Annotated in this window: 11 protein-coding genes; 1 reads left to right on the forward strand and 10 read right to left on the reverse strand. The window is 50.7% G+C overall.

Going from position 1 to position 19,395, the window contains the following annotated elements; translation table 11 throughout:
- The first annotated feature begins 30 nt into the window (after positions 1–30).
- Complete coding sequence (locus DOLE_RS01200; protein ID WP_012173670.1) at positions 31–1,521, forward strand: DUF2779 domain-containing protein; 1,491 nt, start codon at positions 31–33, stop codon at positions 1,519–1,521.
- Positions 1,522–1,788: 267 nt separating this feature from the next.
- On the opposite strand, the gene DOLE_RS01205 is transcribed toward DOLE_RS01200, so the two are convergent.
- From DOLE_RS01205 to DOLE_RS01250, 10 genes are all read right to left on the reverse strand, one after another.
- The gene (locus DOLE_RS01205; protein WP_041280278.1) at positions 1,789–2,997 is read right to left on the reverse strand and encodes a hypothetical protein; all 1,209 of its coding nucleotides are present in this window, start codon (positions 2,995–2,997) and stop codon (positions 1,789–1,791) included.
- Positions 2,998–3,093: 96 nt separating this feature from the next.
- Entirely contained in the window at positions 3,094–4,011 is a 918-nt protein-coding gene (locus DOLE_RS01210) for a virulence RhuM family protein (RefSeq protein WP_232362721.1), read from the reverse strand.
- A 176-nt stretch (positions 4,012–4,187) separates the two neighbouring features.
- Positions 4,188–4,949, reverse strand: a complete 762-nt coding sequence (locus DOLE_RS01215; RefSeq protein ID WP_012173673.1) for a M48 family metallopeptidase — start codon at positions 4,947–4,949, stop codon at positions 4,188–4,190.
- Positions 4,946–8,062: a type I restriction endonuclease subunit R gene (locus DOLE_RS01220; protein ID WP_012173674.1), complete on the reverse strand. Its 3,117-nt coding sequence runs from the start codon at positions 8,060–8,062 to the stop codon at positions 4,946–4,948. Before DOLE_RS01220 ends, DOLE_RS01215 begins: the two co-directional genes overlap by 4 nt.
- Entirely contained in the window at positions 8,055–10,028 is a 1,974-nt protein-coding gene (locus DOLE_RS01225) for a GmrSD restriction endonuclease domain-containing protein (protein ID WP_012173675.1), read from the reverse strand. The genes DOLE_RS01220 and DOLE_RS01225 overlap by 8 nt, the downstream gene beginning before the upstream one ends.
- A gap of 372 nt (positions 10,029–10,400) precedes the next feature.
- Positions 10,401–12,545, reverse strand: coding sequence for a DUF262 domain-containing protein (locus DOLE_RS01230; protein WP_012173676.1), 2,145 nt, complete (start codon positions 12,543–12,545; stop codon positions 10,401–10,403).
- Positions 12,542–14,389, reverse strand: a complete 1,848-nt coding sequence (locus DOLE_RS01235; protein ID WP_012173677.1) for a DUF262 domain-containing protein — start codon at positions 14,387–14,389, stop codon at positions 12,542–12,544. The genes DOLE_RS01230 and DOLE_RS01235 overlap by 4 nt, the downstream gene beginning before the upstream one ends.
- On the reverse strand, positions 14,386–15,567 hold the full coding sequence (locus DOLE_RS01240; RefSeq protein WP_012173678.1) for a restriction endonuclease subunit S: 1,182 nt from the start codon (positions 15,565–15,567) through the stop codon (positions 14,386–14,388). Before DOLE_RS01240 ends, DOLE_RS01235 begins: the two co-directional genes overlap by 4 nt.
- Positions 15,564–16,715, reverse strand: a complete 1,152-nt coding sequence (locus tag DOLE_RS01245) for an ATP-binding protein (RefSeq protein WP_012173679.1) — start codon at positions 16,713–16,715, stop codon at positions 15,564–15,566. The genes DOLE_RS01240 and DOLE_RS01245 overlap by 4 nt, the downstream gene beginning before the upstream one ends.
- Entirely contained in the window at positions 16,712–19,138 is a 2,427-nt protein-coding gene (locus DOLE_RS01250) for a type I restriction-modification system subunit M (RefSeq protein ID WP_012173680.1), read from the reverse strand. The genes DOLE_RS01245 and DOLE_RS01250 overlap by 4 nt, the downstream gene beginning before the upstream one ends.
- Between the last annotated feature and the right edge of the window lie 257 nt (positions 19,139–19,395).

The raw sequence follows: 19,395 nt of genomic DNA on the forward strand, positions 1-19,395 counted from the left end.
AGCAATCTTGTTCTTTAAAAGGAAAAAAACATGCACAATCACACCCCCCGCATCTCCAAATCCCAGTACCTTCGTGGCCTGCAGTGCCCCAAGTCCCTTTGGTATTACCGCCACCGCCCGGACCTGGCCCCGGAAACCCCACCCGGCCGCCAGGCCCTGTTTGACGCCGGCCACGAGGTGGGCGTGCTGGCCCAACAGTATTTTAAAACCGGTATCGAGATCACCGAAGACTACCTGGCAACCGACAAGGCCATCTGCTCCACGCAAAAAGCGGTTGCCGATGGCCACATTCATATCTTTGAAGCCACGGCCGCAGCCCCGGATGGCGCGTTCTCCAAAATCGATATCCTGAAAAAGGTCGGCAAATCCGACGCCTGGGACCTGGTCGAGGTCAAGATGTCCACCGGCGTCAAGGATTACCACGTAGACGACATGGCCCTTCAGCGCCATGCCTTTACCGGCGCGGGCTACAACATTCGAAAATCGATCCTCATGCACATCAACAACCAATATGTCCGGTCCGGAGACCTGGACCTTTTGGCCCTGTTTACCCTGGCCGACTGTACAGAGCAAGTCACCTCCCGGCTGGCCGACGTTGACGGCCATGTGGCCCGGCTCCTGGACGTCATCCGGCAACAAAAAGAGCCGGACGTGGCCCCGGGCGACCACTGCTTTTCCCCCTTTGAATGCGACTATACCGGCCACTGCTGGCCCACCCATCCACCCCGGTCGGTTTACGACCTTTTCCCCACTGGCCCGAAGCTTAACGCCCTTCTGGCCCGGGACATCACCCTGATCAGCGAAATCCCCGACGATTTTCGCATGACAAACCGCCAGCAGGTGCTGGTCCAAGCCTGCAAAACCGGCCAGGTGCAGCTCGACCCGGCCAAAATCCAGAAGTTTCTTTTGTCTTTAAAATACCCGCTCTATTTTCTTGATTATGAAACCATAAACAATGCCGTGCCCCTGTTTGACCGCACCCGGCCCTATCAGCAGGTGCCGTTTCAGTTTTCCCTTCATGTTCAAAACGAAAAAAACGGCCCGGTCAACCACGTGGAGTTTCTTTCCACCGAAAAAACAGACCCCCGGCCGGCCTTTATTGAAAAACTGATCGCCCACTGCGGCACCAAAGGCTCGGTCATCGTTTACAACAAGGCTTTTGAAAAGCGGATCAACGACGAACTGGGCCGGGACTTTCCCCAGTTCAAACCGGCCTTAAACCGCATCTCCACCCGCATGGTCGACCTGCTGGTGCCCTTCCGCTCCCGCCACCTCTACCACCCGGACATGAACGGCTCAGCCTCATTAAAAAGCGTGCTCCCCGCCTTTGTGCCCCACATGCGCTACGACACCCTTGAGATCAGCGACGGCGGCGCCGCAGCCCAGCTCTACTTAAGCTGCCTCAAAGACGCTCTTCCCGCCGAAGAACAGCAGAAAGTTTTTGATAACTTGCGCGTCTACTGCGGGCAGGACACCCTTGCCGAGGTAAAGCTGCTGGAGGTAATGTACGGGCTGGTGTAATCTTCCGGCTTGCCGGTTTTCCTTGGCCCATGCAGCCAGAATGCAAACCGGACTATTTGGAAAATCGTATTTCAATGATCCACTTACGCGCCATAATCGGGTCAAAATATGACCCAAAACCGGGCAGATGCGCCTGGAACGGTTGCGTCTCCTTGCGCGACCTGGCCCAACTGGTCAATATGGGCATTCTTCAAAAAATCCCGGCGGCGGCCGCAGCACCAGCTAAGACCTGGTCTGGCCTGGGGGCCCGGGAAAAATTTAGCAACATTAATCATCCAAAAGCATTTCAACTTTTTTACAAGCAATTTTAAATTTCTGGTTTTTGTTCATTTTGTAATGTTTGAGATATCTTTCTGCCGCAACCTTTATGCTTTTATAGAACCAATCAAAAGCCTTGATCTCATCTCCAGCGTCCCATCCCTTGTTTTGTTTATATTTTAAGGGATGCGGGCTTTCCAAATATGAAGCTCCATCTGGATCTGGATTCAGCTGCACATAATTTTTAAATACAACATCTCTACGGCTTATTCCTTTTTCCACCGTGGCCACATAGCCGAACTCCAAACCGACATACTTAATATTGTCATTAAGCTGCAATGAACAAAAAAACCAATAATAGCCGTATATTTCATTACTATATTTTTTGACTCTAACTTCATGATCTTCGTCTTTTGTAGCCACTTTAAGTAATTTTTCCAGTGTTTCTTTGGTTACAAACGGCTCAAACACATTCAACACTGAAACGACCATCCTTTTCTTGTATCGCACCTCTATCTTTTCTCTAACACTATTACCTAGAAACTCCAGATTGCTATTTATTATCTCAAGCGCATATGGTATGCCTCTTGTTATTTTCTCTGTAGTAGCCCTGTTCTGTTGACTTGTTCGGAGAAAAAGACTCTGCAAAAAAAGACCGACCTCTTGCGGCAAAATTTGATTGTATATCATGCAACTCTCCTCCAGATATTTTATAAACTCCTGCTGAAACAGTCCTTTGCTTTTGAGGCGACGCAAATTTTTATATAAATCATTTATGGTCACTATATCGTATTGCCTGCTCATTTTTGTTTTCAGGGTTTTACAAATCCAATCTTCGGCTGGATATTTTGTGATCAATATAAAGCCAGCATTCATTGCTAAAGCATACTTAATATAATCATCGAGCTGATCCTCTGATAGCTCGTCTTCCATTTTCACCTCAAATATCAAAAGTGGGTGTTGACTTTCGTCGAAAACAGTAACATCAGATCTTCTTCTTTCTTTATTATCATTCCAGAGAACCGGAAAGGGAACCTCTAGAATGGTTTTAATCTCTTTTTTGCTATGCGACGTGTAACATTTAAAAAGGTTCAAAATGTCCTTGTTTTCATCTATTAGTGACTTCAGACAAATAGCCAGGAATCGACCTTCGGGATCTATCCTTTTTTTTTCAACTATATAGTTTCTAAAAGAGCCGAGTAAGCTACGTTCCCTCATTATAAAATCCTCTATTAGCCGGTAGTGGTTTTGTTTTTCTTATGCGTCTTGTTCTTTGGGCCTTAAACATAAGGCGCTCGGCACCATCGCTAAGGATTATAATTTTTTTCTGCCGCCGCTCTTATTGGCAATTTCAATCTGGTTTAGTTTTTTTTCCGCCTCAACGAAGTGTTTTTCCGCCTCGGTCGGTTCCGCTAACTGTCTGACCCTGAACTTTTCGTATTCCTCGTGGGCTTTGCGCAACGCCTCTTCATGGCTGATTTTTCCGGCGTGGGAAAGCAGATCACGACCGGTCATGGTTAAAAACTGGTGCAGGCGCTCTATCCAATCGGCCATGGTCATGGGGTTGCGGTTCAATGCCTGAATTTCAGCGACCTCAAGATATGCGGTCACGATGCGGTTGAGCAGATCCAGCTCTTCTTCGTTTAAATAATTCTTGGCCACTTCCACATCGCGCTTGATCAGTTTATTGCCCGGATAATTGGTCACTCCCATATTGGTTCTCGCGGCATCGGCGCGTTCATAAATCAGTTCAGCCGCCGTGTGGCCATGGGCGGCCCAGTGCATCATGTTTTGCACCTGCTTGAAAAACGACTGAGAGGTCTCAACCGTGGGATCATAGTCAATGCTGGTGGCATAAATATCCAGTACCTTGCGCCAGAAAACCTTTTCCGAAGACCGGATATCACGGATACGGGCCAGCAACTCTTCAAAGTAGCGCCCGCCTTCCGGCTCTTTCAGCCGTTCATCATTTAAGGCAAAACCCTTGACGATATATTCGCGCAGGCGCTGGGTGGCCCAGATGCGAAATTGCGTTCCCCGGATACTGTTGACCCGATATCCCACGGAAATGATGGCGTCCAGATTATAAAACTGGGCCTGATATTGCTTGCCGTCTTCGGCAGTATGTGCAAATTTTGCACATACTGCATCTTTTTCTAACTCTCCGGAATTAAAGATGTTACGAAGATGTTTGGTGATAACGCTACGGTCCGTGGCAAACAGTTCCGACATCTGTGCCTGTGTCAGCCAGATGGTGTCATCGTAAAGCCGCACCTCCAGCTTCATGTCGCCATCCTTGCCCTGATAAACCAGCAGTTCACCCCTTGACGGGTCCATTTCAATGCTTTTCGTGGTTTTGTTTTTACGATTACTCATATCCACCTCACCTTCGTGTGCGGACTCATAAATTAACGATAAATCCGTCGGATTACCGGATTAACTTTGCTGGTATAATCACTTTTCCACTCTTCCGCCGTCAGGGGTAGTTCATTGAGTTCCGCGCGGGCTTCACGCCAGAAAGGATAGTGCTTCTCAAGGAGGGCATAAAAGCGGTCGCTGTGCGACGGTTCAATCAGGTGGGCCATTTCATGAACAACGACATATTCGACCAGGTCTTTTGGTTTTTTCACAAGCTCGGTATTTAGTCGAATGTGCCTTTTGGTGCAGTTACAGCTGCCCCACTTGGTTTTCATTCGCTGGAGAAAGTAGGCGTTCACCTTTACACCCAGCCTGGATTCCCACTTGCCGATAAGCCGGGGAACGGTTTCGTGCAGAAGCGACTTGTGCCATTCATGGATAACCGAGGCCCGTTTGGCCTGATCGCTGCCGGGCCGAACAAAAAGCGTAATCCGTTTATGGTCAACTGAAACAGACGGTTTAGCGCTTCGTTCAACAACGGCCAGCAGATGGCGGCGGCCCCACAAATAATGGCTTTCACGTTCTATGAATTTTCGGGGCGTTTCCCGGGCCTGCCCGGCAAGCTTCTCCTGCTTGTCGCGAATCCAGGCGAGCTTGGAAATCGCATAGGCGCGGGCCACATCCAGACGTGTTCCCACGGGAATGGACATGGTCACCCGTCCGTTGGGCGGATGGACCGAGAGGTGAACGTTCTTGATCTTTTTCCGCGTCACCGCAATCGAAATGTTGCCTATCCGAATATTTTCATTCATGCGTAACCCGACATGTTTTTTATGAGTTCAAACGCCGCCATCGTTGCCTTGCGATTCCGTTTTAAAAGGGGAAACAACGCATTTAAAACCTGTTTTTCCCGGGTGTCATCCCCCTTCCATCCGGCCGGTGCGTGTTCCCGCATGGCGCGGTCGATTTCCAGGGCAAGCCCGAGCCGGGTAGCGCCGAAGCCGGTTACCGGATCCTGAACCATGTCTTCGGACGCAAGGTGCATCAGAATATCCGGCAGGTTATTGTAAATCACGGTTGCTTCGGGCCTTCCGTGAAGTTCCTGGGGAATATTTTTCCCAGGCTGCCCCTTGGACATTTTTTTAACCAGGGCCTCGGCCTGTTTGAGAAATTCTTCATAGGACTTTGTATCATCCTGCCGCTGTTTGATCAGATCATCCAACAGCTTGGACATCTCTTCGTAGAATCGGGGATCGGCCAACTGCTCCCGAATGATGGTCTTGCGGATGTTGTGGATAATGCCCTCGGCAACCGCGGTCTTTGACAGCTTTCCCTTTTCGTTGAGTTTTTTTGCAATGGCGTCATGAATGCCGGTTTTGATGATAAGTTCCACCAGCGAGTACCGGTCCATTTCGCCCAGTGGATCGGCCGGATCAGCCTGAATATAGGTGTTGAGCAGATGACGCATGTCCGCTTCATAGGGCTTGATGTCCAACTCTTCGCCGGAATGTTTTTTAATGGCCGCCCGCGTATCACTGAAGAATTTGACCTCGTTGTTCAGCGTGGCAATTTCAGCGGCCGAATACCCCGCCTCGGCCAGGTATTGGGAAACAGCGGCAAACGCCCGCACAAACGTGGCCACTGACTTGTAGAACGATACGCGCAGGGCCTCTGTGTCGGTAAGCGCGTTCGGATTATCGGCGTTGCCGCAGAAATAGAAAAGATACTGCTCCATTTCACGCGGCTCGGGAACCGGCGCGCAGAGATACTTCAGGGCCTCGCGGGTGTCATCAAGTTTCTTTTTGCCCTCTTTCAGCCAGTCCTTCAGGTGGATGTTGTTCTCCCCCCCGCCGCCCTCGTCTATATCCAGCTCATCGGAATTGTAAACGGCAATGGCCTGCTGCACATCGCCGAACAGCTCCTTGAAGTCGACAATGTGGCCATACTCCTTGTCGTCACCATCCAGGCGGTTGGTGCGGCAGATAGCCTGAAACAGGGTGTGGTCATGCATCTCATTATCAAGATAGATATAGGTGCAGGAGGGGGCGTCAAACCCGGTCAGCAGTTTGCTGACCACGATCAGCAGCTTGCAGTTGGCCGGCTCTTCAATAAAGCGCCGCCTGGTTTCCGCCTCGTATTTTTCCGTTGTGGTAAACGCATCCAAAACACACTGCTTATAGGTGTCAAACTTGTAGCGCTCATTGCTGTTGGCCGGTTCTTTGGAAATGGCGTTGGCGTTCGGCTCGTAAGAGGTGATGATGCCGCAGTACGCGCCAAAGCCGGTGTTTTGAAACAGCCGGAAATAGTGACAGGCGTCGTAAATCGAGGCCGTCACCAGAATGGCGGTGCCGCGATCATTGTTCAGGCGCGGTTTAAGGCTGAAATCCTGGATGATATCGGCAATAATGCGTTGCTTGCGCTCGCCCGCGCTCATCAGCTTTTCCATGGTGGCCCAGGTTTTTCTTACAATGGCCTTCTGAAAATTGTTCAGGTTTTTTGTCTTCTGCTCAAACCAGGCGTCAATGGCTTTTTGGGAAGTGAGGCGCTGCGGCACATTGCGGGCCTCATACTTGAGGTCCAGAATGACCTTGTCGGCCACGCCCTGGTGGAATTTATAGGTGTGAATGTAGGTTCCAAAAACATCCCGGGTCATCAATTTGTCCCGGCGCAAAAGCGGGGTGCCGGTAAAGCCGATAAAAATCGCGTCCTGCATCCACCGTTTCATCTGCCGGTTCATGTCCCCGCCCTGGGTGCGGTGACATTCATCCACAAAAATGTAGAAGCGCCCGTGAATCGGCGGCGGGTTGCCTTTCAGGTCGGTCGTCTCGAACTTGTGAATCAGAGCGCAGAGCAGGCGCGGCGTTGTCGCACCGATCTTTTCGACAAACTGCGCCCGCGAGGTAATGCGCGGCGAAGGTGCGTCCTCGCCGACCACCCCGGCGTTTCGCATTACATCCACAATCTGTTTGTCCAGTTCGTCCCGGTCCGTGATGACCAGAATACGCGCGTCAGGGTCGTGTTCCATCAGCCATTTGGCGATCAACACCATGAGGATGCTTTTGCCGCTGCCCTGGGTGTGCCAGATAACGCCGCCCTCGCGCCGGCGGATTCTCTCCTGGGCAGCCTTAAAACCGAAATACTGATGGGGCCGGGGCACCTTTTTCTGCCCGGCATCGAAAATAATGCAGTTGCGAATCAGGTCCAGCAACCGCTTTTTGTTGCACATCTGGGCCAGGGGCTTGTCAAGCAGGGTGCCGGGCGCAAGCGCACTGTCGCCTTCCTCGTCTTTCCATTGAACAAAGAACTGCTCCGGCGTGCCGGTGGTGCCGTAACGCAAGCCTTGAGAATCGCTGCCCGCAAACACAAGCTGCACCGTGGAAAAGAAACCCTCGTTGAATATCTTTTCCTGGTTGGTGATGAGCTGGCGAACCCCGTCGGCCACCTCCACCGAGCTGCGCTTGAGTTCAATCACGCCAATGGCCATGCCGTTGATGTACAATACCAGGTCGGGCCGCCGCTCGTAGCCACCTTTAAGGGTCACTTCCTCGGCCAGGGCAAAATCATTGTTTTCAGGATGTTCCCAGTCGATCAAATGCACATCCTCGTGCGGCTGGCCCGGCGCCAGCAGCACCTTCACCGGGTAGCGCAGCAGATTGTAGGTGCGCAGATTGGCCTGGTAAAGCGTCACCCCGGTGGTGCCGGCGGCGATTTCCAGTTGCAGCAGAGCGGCTGAAATATGGGCGTCCGAATAGCCGCGCTTTTTCAGGTTCGCCCGGAGATACTCCGCCTCAACGGGCCGGTTGTTGTCGCGCTTGCTCCAGTCACCCAGGTATTGATACCCAAGACAATCCGGCCGGGATTTGTCGGTAAACAGGGCAATCACGCGATTCTGGGTAATCCGCTCAGGGCGGGGTTTTTCAGGCATGGGCATCTCCCGCCATCATTTCACGTTCAACATATTTGCGGAATGCCTGACCATCGGTAAAACAACGAAAACCGGCCTGACTGGCCAGGGCGATGGTGGCGGGCTCCTCATTAAGTAAGACAGCCACCGGCTGACTCAATTCCTCTTGCAGTCCCAGGGGCCAGGCCAGATCAAACACCGCGATCTGCCGGCCGGACTGGGCATCGGCATAGTCGTATGACATCACGCCGGAAGGCAGCCCAAGTGATTCTATCCAGGCATTAAGTTTGTCCAGTTCGGCCTCTTCATTTTCGCTGCTGATTCCCCCCACTACTATGGCAGGTTCCAGCTTCGGAGAGACGCCACTGGAAAGCCATTGTGTATCTCCGTGAAGCAACGTCTCCATCTGGTGATTCAGTTCAGCGGCTAACAGTTTTTGACGAGCCACCAGAAAGTCCCGGTACCGATCCAGCGTCCACAGTACAGGGTCATCGGGAATCCATTGCGAGGCCAGCGCACCGGGGTGAGCCGCTTCTATCTCGGGGAAATACTCCTCCGGCAGCCGGTCGCTTATTTTCAGGTTGCTGTCTTTGGTTAAAAAACAGAAGTTGGCCAGTGCGTTCACCTCCGGCTTTCGGAAGTCGAGGGCTTTGGCTTTGTAAAGTCTGGCCTTTGGGAAGATGTGATGCACTTCCAGCCGGTTCATTTTTCCAAGCAAATTTGCTTTGAGCGGCAGGCCGGTGCCCCAGTCCCGGGATCCCCCCATACGGGTCAACAGGTAAAGCACCGGGTAAAAACGTGCGCCCAGGCTCCAGCCGGTGAAATGCCCGGCCTCGACCCGCAGCCCCCCGTTCCAGAGGCGCAATTGTTCAAGAAGCGGATCGAGATTGCCGTCACCGTCGGCAATCGCCTCAAGATCCTTGTCGATGAAAGACTCTGTTGAACCGGAAAAACGCCCCCACATTGCGGCCTGGGCAAACCAAAAGAGGAGCTTGTCGCGTTCCTTCTCATTCATTGAGCCGAGCTTGTTGCACTCGCGCTGGTCAAGATAACGGGCCATCACCGGCACGCCGAACCGGCCGAAGAACACCTGGTCATGATCCAGCCCGAGCCGGCCACTGATTAAGTTGAGGCAGGTATCAATATGCCTGGTGGCCCGGCTCAGCGCATCCTTGATCTCATCCGCGCTCTTCTCATGCAGATAAAGGAACTTCGCCTCGCCGGTCAGCACGGTGTTAACCGAACGCAGCAACCAGTCGAGGTTGAAGTTATAATCCGCGTCAGCCCATTTTTTGAGCGTAGCCCGCATCACATCGCGGCCCGCAGGCCACTCGGCGCAGATTTTGGCCAGGGCCAGGTCCCCTTTGGAAAGCTTGGTGCCACCGCTGTTGACGCGGTTGAAAATATCCACCACCACATCCAGCGGCTTGTCCGCACCGGTCACCTCCTCGGCATGCAATTCGATTTCCAGAATCCCCAGCAGTTGACTTAGCCGGCCGGCAAAGTCACCGATTTTGGGAGCCAGCTCAGGATTGGTGCTGAGCGTGGCAATGAATTTACCCAATCCGGCGGAGCCGTTTTTCATCAACCCGGTCACATCGATCCAAAGCGAATCATCCTTCATCTTAACCGGCTGATAGAATTCAAAGATTTCTGATTCCAGATGAAACCGCAGGCCGGTGAAAACTTGCAAATTGCCGTCAAAAAACTTCGGTGGCTTACCTCTCGCCACGCCGTACAGGGTGGTCATCCGTTGCTGGCCGTCCAGCAGCAGCTTGACAACACCAGCCGCCAGTGGCCCGTCGCCACGATGGGTCGCGGACCTGGATTCGGTGGCCCAAACCAGCAAGCCACCCACCGGATGACGACGGTAAAGAGAATCGAACAAGGCACGCACCTGGTCGCGATTCCAGACATACCCACGCTGGAACTCCGGCAGTGCCATGTGGCCGCTGTCGATGTGGTCGAGAATTGTGGAGATTTTCATAGCAGCCCCGTCTTTCCGGTTAAAAGTTCCTGTATCAATTCCAATGGAGAATGGAGAGTGGAAAATTGAGAATTACCTTCCACCCCTTAAAATGTTTGATTTATTTGGCCTTGCATTTCGGTTGTTGTCGCGCTTGCTCCAGTCACCCAGGTGTTGATACCCAAGACAGTCCGGCCGGGACTTGTCGGTAAACAGGGCAAGCACGCGATTCTGGGTAACCCGCTCAGGGCGGAGTTGTTCGGTCATGGTTTCACCTGCCTATGGCACACCTTTTGTGGATCAACGCAACACGGCATACCTGCTTTGATCGGCTCCGACTTAGCACTGGCCATCTCAAAGGAGCGAACAGGATGCTTGAATTCAGCCGCCACTTTAGCCATTTTCCTTCTGCTCCGACATTTTTTTGTTCCTACCTTTAAAGGAACCTGATGTATTCCAGATCGGACTAAGTTTTGGGAAATTGGCATCGCTCTCTTCGTATTGAGGCCGGTCTATCACCACATACATCCCTTCCTTAAGGAAGTTATCCTGCAATTTTTGGCTATACCATATCAGGGCTTTTCTCAAGGATGTCTCAGAAACAGGATCAATACTCTCTGGCCATTCGTCCTGTTTCATCTTCAAGAACTCGTTTGGGCTCTTATTCTTCTTCATAAAGTCTTGGAAAAATAGTCGGAATACCGTCGTGCTGGCCGCGACATTTTGCTCAACATTACCTTTACCCCGAATGGTTCGTCTCCAATCACTGAAATCGTAGTTTTTATGATACCATGGGCTGATGTGATGCCAGAATTCACCGTAATAAAGCAATATTTGGGCAATGGTGCGCTCTTCTTGTTTCTTGTTATCTTTTGGGAAAAGCCTGTAGAATGTTTCTTTGACATTATTAAGTGTTTCTAATGTCAACTGTTCGTTCAAATCGACGAGATGGCTGATATTCTGGTTGTCAAGATCGCGGCCGTCTATGTTAAAAGGATGGTCTTCGATTTCCCATATGACCGCTTCAAAATGACGGCGTTCTTCGTCTCCCGTATTTTTAAGAAGGTTCCACTTTAATGCTTCCTCCTTGGATTCGGAACCTATAAACTCCGGAGAGTCATTAAACAGGATGTCTTTTACAGCCGCCGGTAGGGAAGCAACGGAGCGGTTATAGTTTTTGTATCGAAGCCAAAAAATTCTAATCGTTCGAAATATACGTTCAATATCATCAATATTAATTCTCACGGGTTCCCAGTCATTTCTTTCAAAATAGCTGAAGATTGAAAGAAGACTGCCCCATATCAAAACCATCTTGTTGCGTTCTGTGGGTTTTTTATCGTCTTTAAAATTAGCGTCCCAATCCGTCATCGCCGGATTGTTAAAAACGCTCCATATTTCATTAAACCATGAATCGACCCACCCCGAGTAAGAGTATAATTTCTTGAAACTGCCTTTATTGTCTCCCAACCATTTAAGTGCGGATAAATATTTTTCTATGACTTCGAGAGATGTTTCTTCGCACTCGTTGCCTCCCTTGTTCTTCAGCTTCTCAAGATTTTTGATGCATGCCAGAAAGCTGTTGAATCCCCGGTCGGCATTGGGGTTATTATGCTTATCCTCAAGTCCCTTTCGACGTTTCTGCCAGAAGAAATCCTGCCATTCTTCCCATTTTTTCCCCCAATCTTCCTTTTTCTCATCAGATAGGGACTTAAGCAACTCCGCTTTTTTGTTCTCATTCGTTGCGGTACTTTCGCCGCGGGCGTTGAGATAGATATAAAGTTCCTCACCCTGAACGCTTTCATTGGTATCGAAATACCAACAATCCACAAGATCATCCAGGTATTTGAAAGCGTCATCTGAACAATCACTATCCAGTTCGTTCTCTAAATGCGAATAGATTTTAGTAAAATTATTGATCAGGTTTTTGACGGTTTTATCCTCGTCCAGTCTCTTCCGGTACCAGCTTTGTTGTTGGAGTGTTTCGGCATGCTCCGGATTTTCCAAAAGATAAGGTACGCAATGGTGGAAAAAATCGGTAATATGTTCCCGCAACCGATAATCAAGTTTGGTTGGAATTGCCTTTGCACCAGGATTGGCATCAGTCGACTGGAGGCAATAACGTGCTCGAAATCGCTCTTTAAGATCATCGTTGCGAGAGGCTACTGCTAAAAGAACAAGGTATAATGTGGTTAGACGTTGCTGCCCATCAATCAGATAATATTGTCCAGGAAGATCGCCATCGCTGTATGCGTAGACAAATCCGATATTAGTGCCATGGTACCGCTGTGCATAGAACGCCGTGAAGTCGTTTTCCAGGGAAGGATGTTTTTCAATATCCTGAGGTTCTTCTGGAACAACTTTAAAACGAGGAGTCCCCTTTGCTTGTTTCCAATCATTGAAATTTTTTAGGATCGAGTCCAGCAAGCCCTGAACCTGCTCAGCTTTCCATACATAGTCGCGTTGTATCTCTGGAATCACCAGTTGCTCTATGTGGCGATTGCCAAACAGTTCAGCTATGCTGTAGCGTCCTGTCCTCATGAACTCTTCTCCTCTATCAGTTCTTTCACACGTTTGACGATCTCTTTTTGATGGGACTCGATATCCGATTTTGACCATACTTGTAAACTGGTGTCTTTCCCGACAATCATTTTGCTGAACACCTCGTATGTGTGACTGGGGACAAAACTTCCCCGGGCAATCCGGTCGCGAATCACCTTCCGCTTATCATCAAACATTAGACACCCCATTGCTGTGTTATCTTTGCGGCTAAGCAGGCAGAGATTGCCAAGTTGATGTAGAAGAGGCACTTTTATTAGAATTTCATTAACCTTGGCCATCATTGTCTCGGCATTTTCCTGAGAAGCGCGTGCAATCTCGATATTTTTGCGCTCTTCCTCTGAAAGAATATTTCCTTCGTTATTGATCAGAACATCAAAAGCCGTTTTTTCCTGCTCATGTGTGAGCTTTGCCTCCTTGCCAAAAGGGGTTTGCGGGAATATATGTTCCAAAGACCAGTCTTCGTGCTGATAGGCAAAGAAATCAAACCGCCCCCCAATCTCCCGTCCTCTAAACACGCTCAAGGCCAGCAGAATAGACTTGATCCGCTGATTGTCTTCACCGTATGCCAAAATTTGTTTTTCAGAATCAGATTTTATAATCTCATTTCGCTGCTCCAGAAGGCACTTTCTTACCTCGACCTTTGTTGATTTCCCAAGAAGATCCTTGAGCAAAACTTTCTGTTCGGTTTCGTTTTTTTCAACAAGGCAGTACCCCAGTAGATGATAATCCTCAGTACATTCATACCATTCATCAAGAGTCGCATACGTATTGTTGAGCAATAAAAATATGGGTTCCCATCTACCTTGTTCACCTTGTTCGAGAAAATATTCGAATAGCGGATTCTCGGCCACGCTGCCTTTACTGGTTTGCTCATACGAGTTCTTCATTTGCAAAGCCACCAGTTCCAGGATGTCATGCATGTGGTCATCTCCGCTGTTTTTGAATGCTGTGAAATAGAGTGAACGAATATTGGGCTGATTGGCCCATCGAGAAATTTCGTCCCACTTCCGGCCAAGATGAATACGCTTTTCCAAAATTTCCCGGTATTGTCGTGGACGAGCCGTAGCTGATTCGCGTGCGACCCTTGTGAGCAAAAGCCCCTTGATGAGTTCGGTCTCGGTTAGAAAGACTCTGTTGGAATTTAGATTGCAGAAAATATCCTCGCCCCTGATGTGAGGTTCTACTGCGTTTACCAGCAGTTTTGTTTTTGTAAGTACAAAATTTTTGAGACCATTCAGCTTGTCATGGCCGCCATTGTTTTCCACTGAAATGGAATCTAACTCGCAAACACAGCGAAAAAATGCACATTTAAGATAGTAAACATCCTGCTGGGTTTCTTCTTCAACCCTCTGTTTTTCTTTAAGTTCTTCGAATGGGATGGCCTTCTCTTTTGTGGTGTCAACACAATTTTTAATCAGATCATCCAAACTCTGTTGTTCGTGGCGTATACTATAGAGGAGTTTGTCTGCCGCAATAGTTTTTCCGAAAACTTCCGGCTCGATCTGTCGTTCCAGCACATAGAGAAGGATAAAAAGCGTGGTCAAGCGTTGTTGGCCATCAATAACTTCCAAAAAATAATTTTTATTACCGGATGAGTTTTTTTTCACAGTTATCGCTTGCAGGAGATATTCTTTTGCGCCGGCCTTCCAGGCTTTTATCAAATCGCTCAGCAGGCGTTCAACCGGCTGGTTGGTTTCAGACCCCCACTTATACCCCCGCTGGTATGATGGAATCCTGAAGGCGCTACACCCATGTTGTGTAAGACAGCCTTTCATGGTGGAAGAATCGAATATTTCTTCAACCGTGTAAATGAATTCGCTCATACCAGCCTCGTCTTTCCAGTTAAAAGTTCCTGCATCATGGCCTGTTTGATGTCTCTGGTTTTGTTGCGGCGCTGTTCCAGGGCGGCGATTTCGGCGTCCATGTCGGAGAGGACTTGGGCGATGGCGGTTTGTTCGGTGGGGGAGGGTAAAAAAATCTCGATATTTTCGATAGTTTTTGCGTTTAAGCTGGGCACACCCGAAGCCTCGTTGTAAGTTCTCCAAGGGATTATAGAGAACTTGGAAAAAATGAACTTGGCGTTCGCTTCGGTAGAAATTTCCGTAAAAAACAACGTGTCCACCGTCCAAAAGGGAGAGTCCACATACTGTGGTGAATCAATCGTTCCTTTTCGCCCAATCAAAACAGAGGGCTTGTCGTAAATGCAGGTATTGGTTCGTCCAATTTCTCCACCGGATGCAAGAATCGGGTACTTCCCGTCAGACACAGAGATGCCGCGCTGACTCTTGCCGTGACGGACCATAAGTACATCCCCCAACCGTTTAATCTCCCACTCCCCCTTAAACCCCGGCAGGCGGGTTTGGCCGGTGAGGAGTTGCTGCATGGCGGCCTGTTTGAGGTCGCGCTTTTTGGCGATCAGCCGGTCGAGGCCATCCAGCAGGGCATCCACGTCGCTCAAGGCGGCAGCGATGGCGCGTTGTTCGGCTTCGGTATTTGGAATTGACAGAGGGCAAGAAAGGACGTCTTCCTTTCGGAGGTTCGTCTGTTTAGCACCATCATCAAATGTCAAATAGAACGGATTCCGGTCGAGTTTGTAATACAGAAGTTTGCCATCTATCCCACAAGGATTCAGGACACAAATACGCTGATTGACAGTGTAAGTATCTTCGCAATCTACCCAAAAACATTTTGCAATGGCTCTTCCGTTTGGGACATCGCTCATCACCATGAGCACATCCCCTTTCTCCGCTGGGCAGAAACGCATTTGAGCAAATTTACGAATGATACCTTCAGTTGAAATGAACTTGGAATTTACAACCACAAAATTGCCCGAATCCGTGATGCTTTGCTCGTGCGCCTTTCCGTTTGTGTATTTCACAACAAAAGCGAGAGGCTTAACTTCCCAATCCTCCGGAATCACCCCCACCTCGGTCTGTTTGTATCCCGGCGGAACCGATGGAGAATGGCGAGTTGAGAATTGAGAATTTTCTTTGCTTTTCATTCTCCATTCTCCATTTTCAATTCTCCATTCTCGCCCGTCACCTCCCAGTGGCCTTCTTTTCTGCCACCCACGCGACAAAGAAAACCATCGGTCTTCAATTTCTGAATATTCCTCTGGATAGAGCGTTCGGTAATGCCGATCAGTTCTGCCATTTCAGGTATGGTTATGGATGGATTTTCCCGACAGGCATCAAGAATCTTTCCCGACACTTTCCCGACGTTTTCCCGACGTTTTCCCGACGCTTCTGTTTCAGTTGGGGTTGCTTCTTCCACAGGAATCCGGCCTTTGAACATGACCATGAGACCAGTCGGCTCAAACCGAAAGGAGGGGAAATCCGTGCCGTTTTCCTCGCAGGCAGTGCGGACTTTTTCGATGCCGCGTCCCCAGGACTCGATATCGCCGGTGCGAAAAAAGGCGCCGGCAATGAGCGGATTGTGGGGTTTGGAGACATGGCGGGAAAGCAGATGCTCGACGGTAAAGTCCGGCGGAATGATGGCATCGTTGGCAATCCACAATTGATCCTCGTACACGCGAATCTGAATGGGCGCGCCGCTGCCGTAATCCCGATGCACCAGCGCGTTGAGGATGAGCTCACGCAGGGCTTCGGGAGGAAAAAGAAATCGTTCCACCCGGGTGATGCCCTCGTAGCGGATATAAGCTTTCATGTATTTGGTCAGGAGCAGATCGAGGGTTTTGCGGGCCTGATCAAAGAGGTTGCCCTGAACCTCATCCTGATAAATCAGATCGGCGTCGGTGCGGAAAAAGCCGATTTTCACATAGGCGCCGGTGATAAAACGTTCCGGGGTTTCGTGAAACAGCAGAACCGCCGCCCGGCGCAAATGGCCGCCTTCAATCAGATTCAGGTTTTCCAGAATGCGCCGCGGGCTGTCTTCCAGGACGCTCGCATCCATGCGACCGCTTTTGGCCGCAGCCCGTCGGAATTGTTTGAAGGCATTGGCATCCAGGTCCTCTTCTTTGGCATAGGGCGTCGGCACGCTGTCCCAATGCCGGCCCTGCTTGCGCAGCAGAAAGGTTTCCAGCGCCGCCCCTTTGAGCTGCTGTTTAGTGCTGCCGCTGCGATAATGATATTCCCCTTTGTAGCTGATCGGGCTGGGATAAGGATTAACAATGGTCTGGGATTCTTTCATGGCTGATACCCCATTTTTTTCAGATGCGCATCAACCCGGCCGGAAAGGTCCGTCACTTCGTTCACCAGACGCGGCAGGGGCGTGGCGTAACGTTCGGCCAGCTGGCGAATGCGGGAGGTGAGGGTTTGCGAGACGCGATCCAGTTCGCCCTGAACGGCCACGGCCAGGGTGGTCAGCCACTTGTCATCCACCACCAGTGTCTTGATTTCATCCTTGCTGAGCCGGGGGTATTTTTCATAGGCCAACTTATCGAGCGCGGTATCGGCTTCCTTGATCTTGCTCTTGAGGCCGCTCTGTTGCTGTTCCAGCTTTGCCCACTGTTTTAGAATTTTTTCTTCGTCGGCATAGTCGGAATTGCCCTTGATCTCTTTTAAGCGCCTGTTGACCTCGCCCTTGTTGATCTTGTCCAGGTCGGCAAAAGCGCCCTCTTCACCGCCATGTTCTTCTTCAAGCTCGGTGATCCGTGCAGTAACAGATTCCAGTTCACTTTGCAGGGCATCCAGCTCGGCCTGTTCCTTGGCAAAATAGCGGGCCACGATATAGGGCTTGGGAATCAGGTCGCAGGCCCAGCCCTTGTCTTTCATCTCGCCCTTTTTTTTGCCGGCCTTGACCTCTTCCATGACGCGGTGGGGTTTGGCGACCCAGCCGTCGGCGGCAATCAGGTAACAGTCGTCCTGCATGGCCTCGGCCCAGTAGTCCATCAGGTGCTGGTAGACATCATAGGCGTCAAGCAGCGGGGCGCCGCGGAAGGCGGTCAACAGGTGTTCGGCAATGGCCTCGATCAGGGCTCTGGGGTGTCCTTTTTTGTCAAAGCCTTTCAGGGCCGGAGTGTTCGCCTTTTGCCACTTGTCAAAGATTTTTGTCACGGTCTTTTTAAAGGCCGTAAATTCGTCGTGACCCAGAATGGCTTGCTTCAATTGAGAATGGGGAATGGCGAGTTGCGCATAGCCGGGACGCAGGGGCTTAAAAAGCGCGGCGCGAACAGTGGGAAGAATTGCCCAGTAATCAGAAAGCGCGTCAATATCCCGGTCGGGAATGCCCCCGCGCAGATGGCCGTCAATGTCCTGAATGTCTTCGGGTTCGGTGCCGTCGATGTAGCGCGGCAGATTGAGATTGTAGTCGTTTTTGGAATCAGCGATCTCGTCAAAGGGCACCATGCGGGCATAGCGGGGCGTTTCGGCTTGCTTGCGGAAGGTATCGACAATTTTATGAATGTCCTGCTCGCGCAGGCGGTTCTTGTTGCCGTCCTTGATAAAGCCCCTGGAGGCGTCGATCATGAAAATGCCTTTGCGGGCCGTGGCGTTTTCCTTGTCCAGCACCAGGATGCAGGCCGGAATGCCGGTGCCGTAAAACAGGTTGGCGGGCAGGCCGATGATGCCTTTCAGGTAGCCGGACCGGACAAGCCGCTTGCGGATGACGTTTTCCGCATTGCCGCGAAACAGCACGCCGTGCGGCAGAATGCAGGCCGCCTTGCCCGTGCTTTTCATCGAGCGGATAATGTGCAGCAGGTAAGCGTAATCGCCCTGCTTGGCCGGCGGCACCCCCCATTCAAAGCGCTGGTAGGGATCGTTTTCGGACGTGAGCCCGGTGCTCCAGGTTTTGTCAGAAAACGGGGGATTGGCGACCACAAAGTCATAGGTGCGCAGCTTTTCGCCGTCTTTGAATTTGGGAGAGGCCAGGGTGTTGCCATTGAGGATGTTGGCGGTTGGAAAGTCGTGCAGGATCATGTTCATGCGGGCCAGACCGGCGGTGGTCACGTCTTTTTCCTGCCCCTCAAGGGTAATGTGTTTGCCCGCCTCGGCCGCCACTTTCAACAGCAGCGACCCCGAGCCGCAGGTCGGGTCATAGGCCGTGGTGGAAGCAACGGCTTTTTGCGGCGAAATACCGATCACTTTGGCAATAATCCGGCTGACTTCCGAAGGCGTGTAGAATTGGCCCTTGCTTTTGCCGCTCTCCTGGGCAAAGTGGCGCATCAGGTATTCATAGGCATCGCCGAGAATATCGTCATGGTCGGCCCGGTTTTTGGAAAAATCCAGTTCCGGTTTCTGGAAGATGCTGATCAGGTTGGTCAGGCGATCCACCATGGCCTTGCCTTCGCCGAGCTTGTTGGGGTCGTTGAAGTCGGGAAAGTCGCTGCGGGCCAGGCGGGAGTTGCTGTCGATCAACGGCTGAATGATCTGGGTGTTGATCTTGTCGCCGATATCGCTCTTGCCCTTGAGCTTGACCATATCCTGAAAGCTTGCGCCCCTGGGGATGGTGACCGGCGGGGCGTAATCGTCGGAGGCGGCATATTTATCCGAGATGTATTTGATAAACAGCATGAACAGGACATAGTCTTTATACTGACTGGCATCCATGCCGCCGCGAAGCTCATCGCAGGAAGCCCAGAGTGAACTGTAAAGCTCCGATTTTTTAAGTGCCACCTAAACTACTCCTTTTAAAACCATTATCCGGGTGCGCAGGTCCGCTGTATGTCTTTTTCGGGATTTCATTTGATTTCTGAGGCTCGCCGGAATAGCCCGCAACTTTTCATCCGCACGCTTTGTTCCCCCTGTGAAAATTAAGTAATTGTCTATTAATATGGCAAAAAAATGCATGGGGCAAGTCTTCTTTCGCATCTTTTAACAAAATCCGGTTGAAGTTTTTCGCCGGCAAACCGCTGAAGGTCACACTTTCGACA

This window comes from Desulfosudis oleivorans Hxd3 (assembly GCF_000018405.1).
GTDB classification, from domain to species: domain Bacteria; phylum Desulfobacterota; class Desulfobacteria; order Desulfobacterales; family Desulfosudaceae; genus Desulfosudis; species Desulfosudis oleivorans.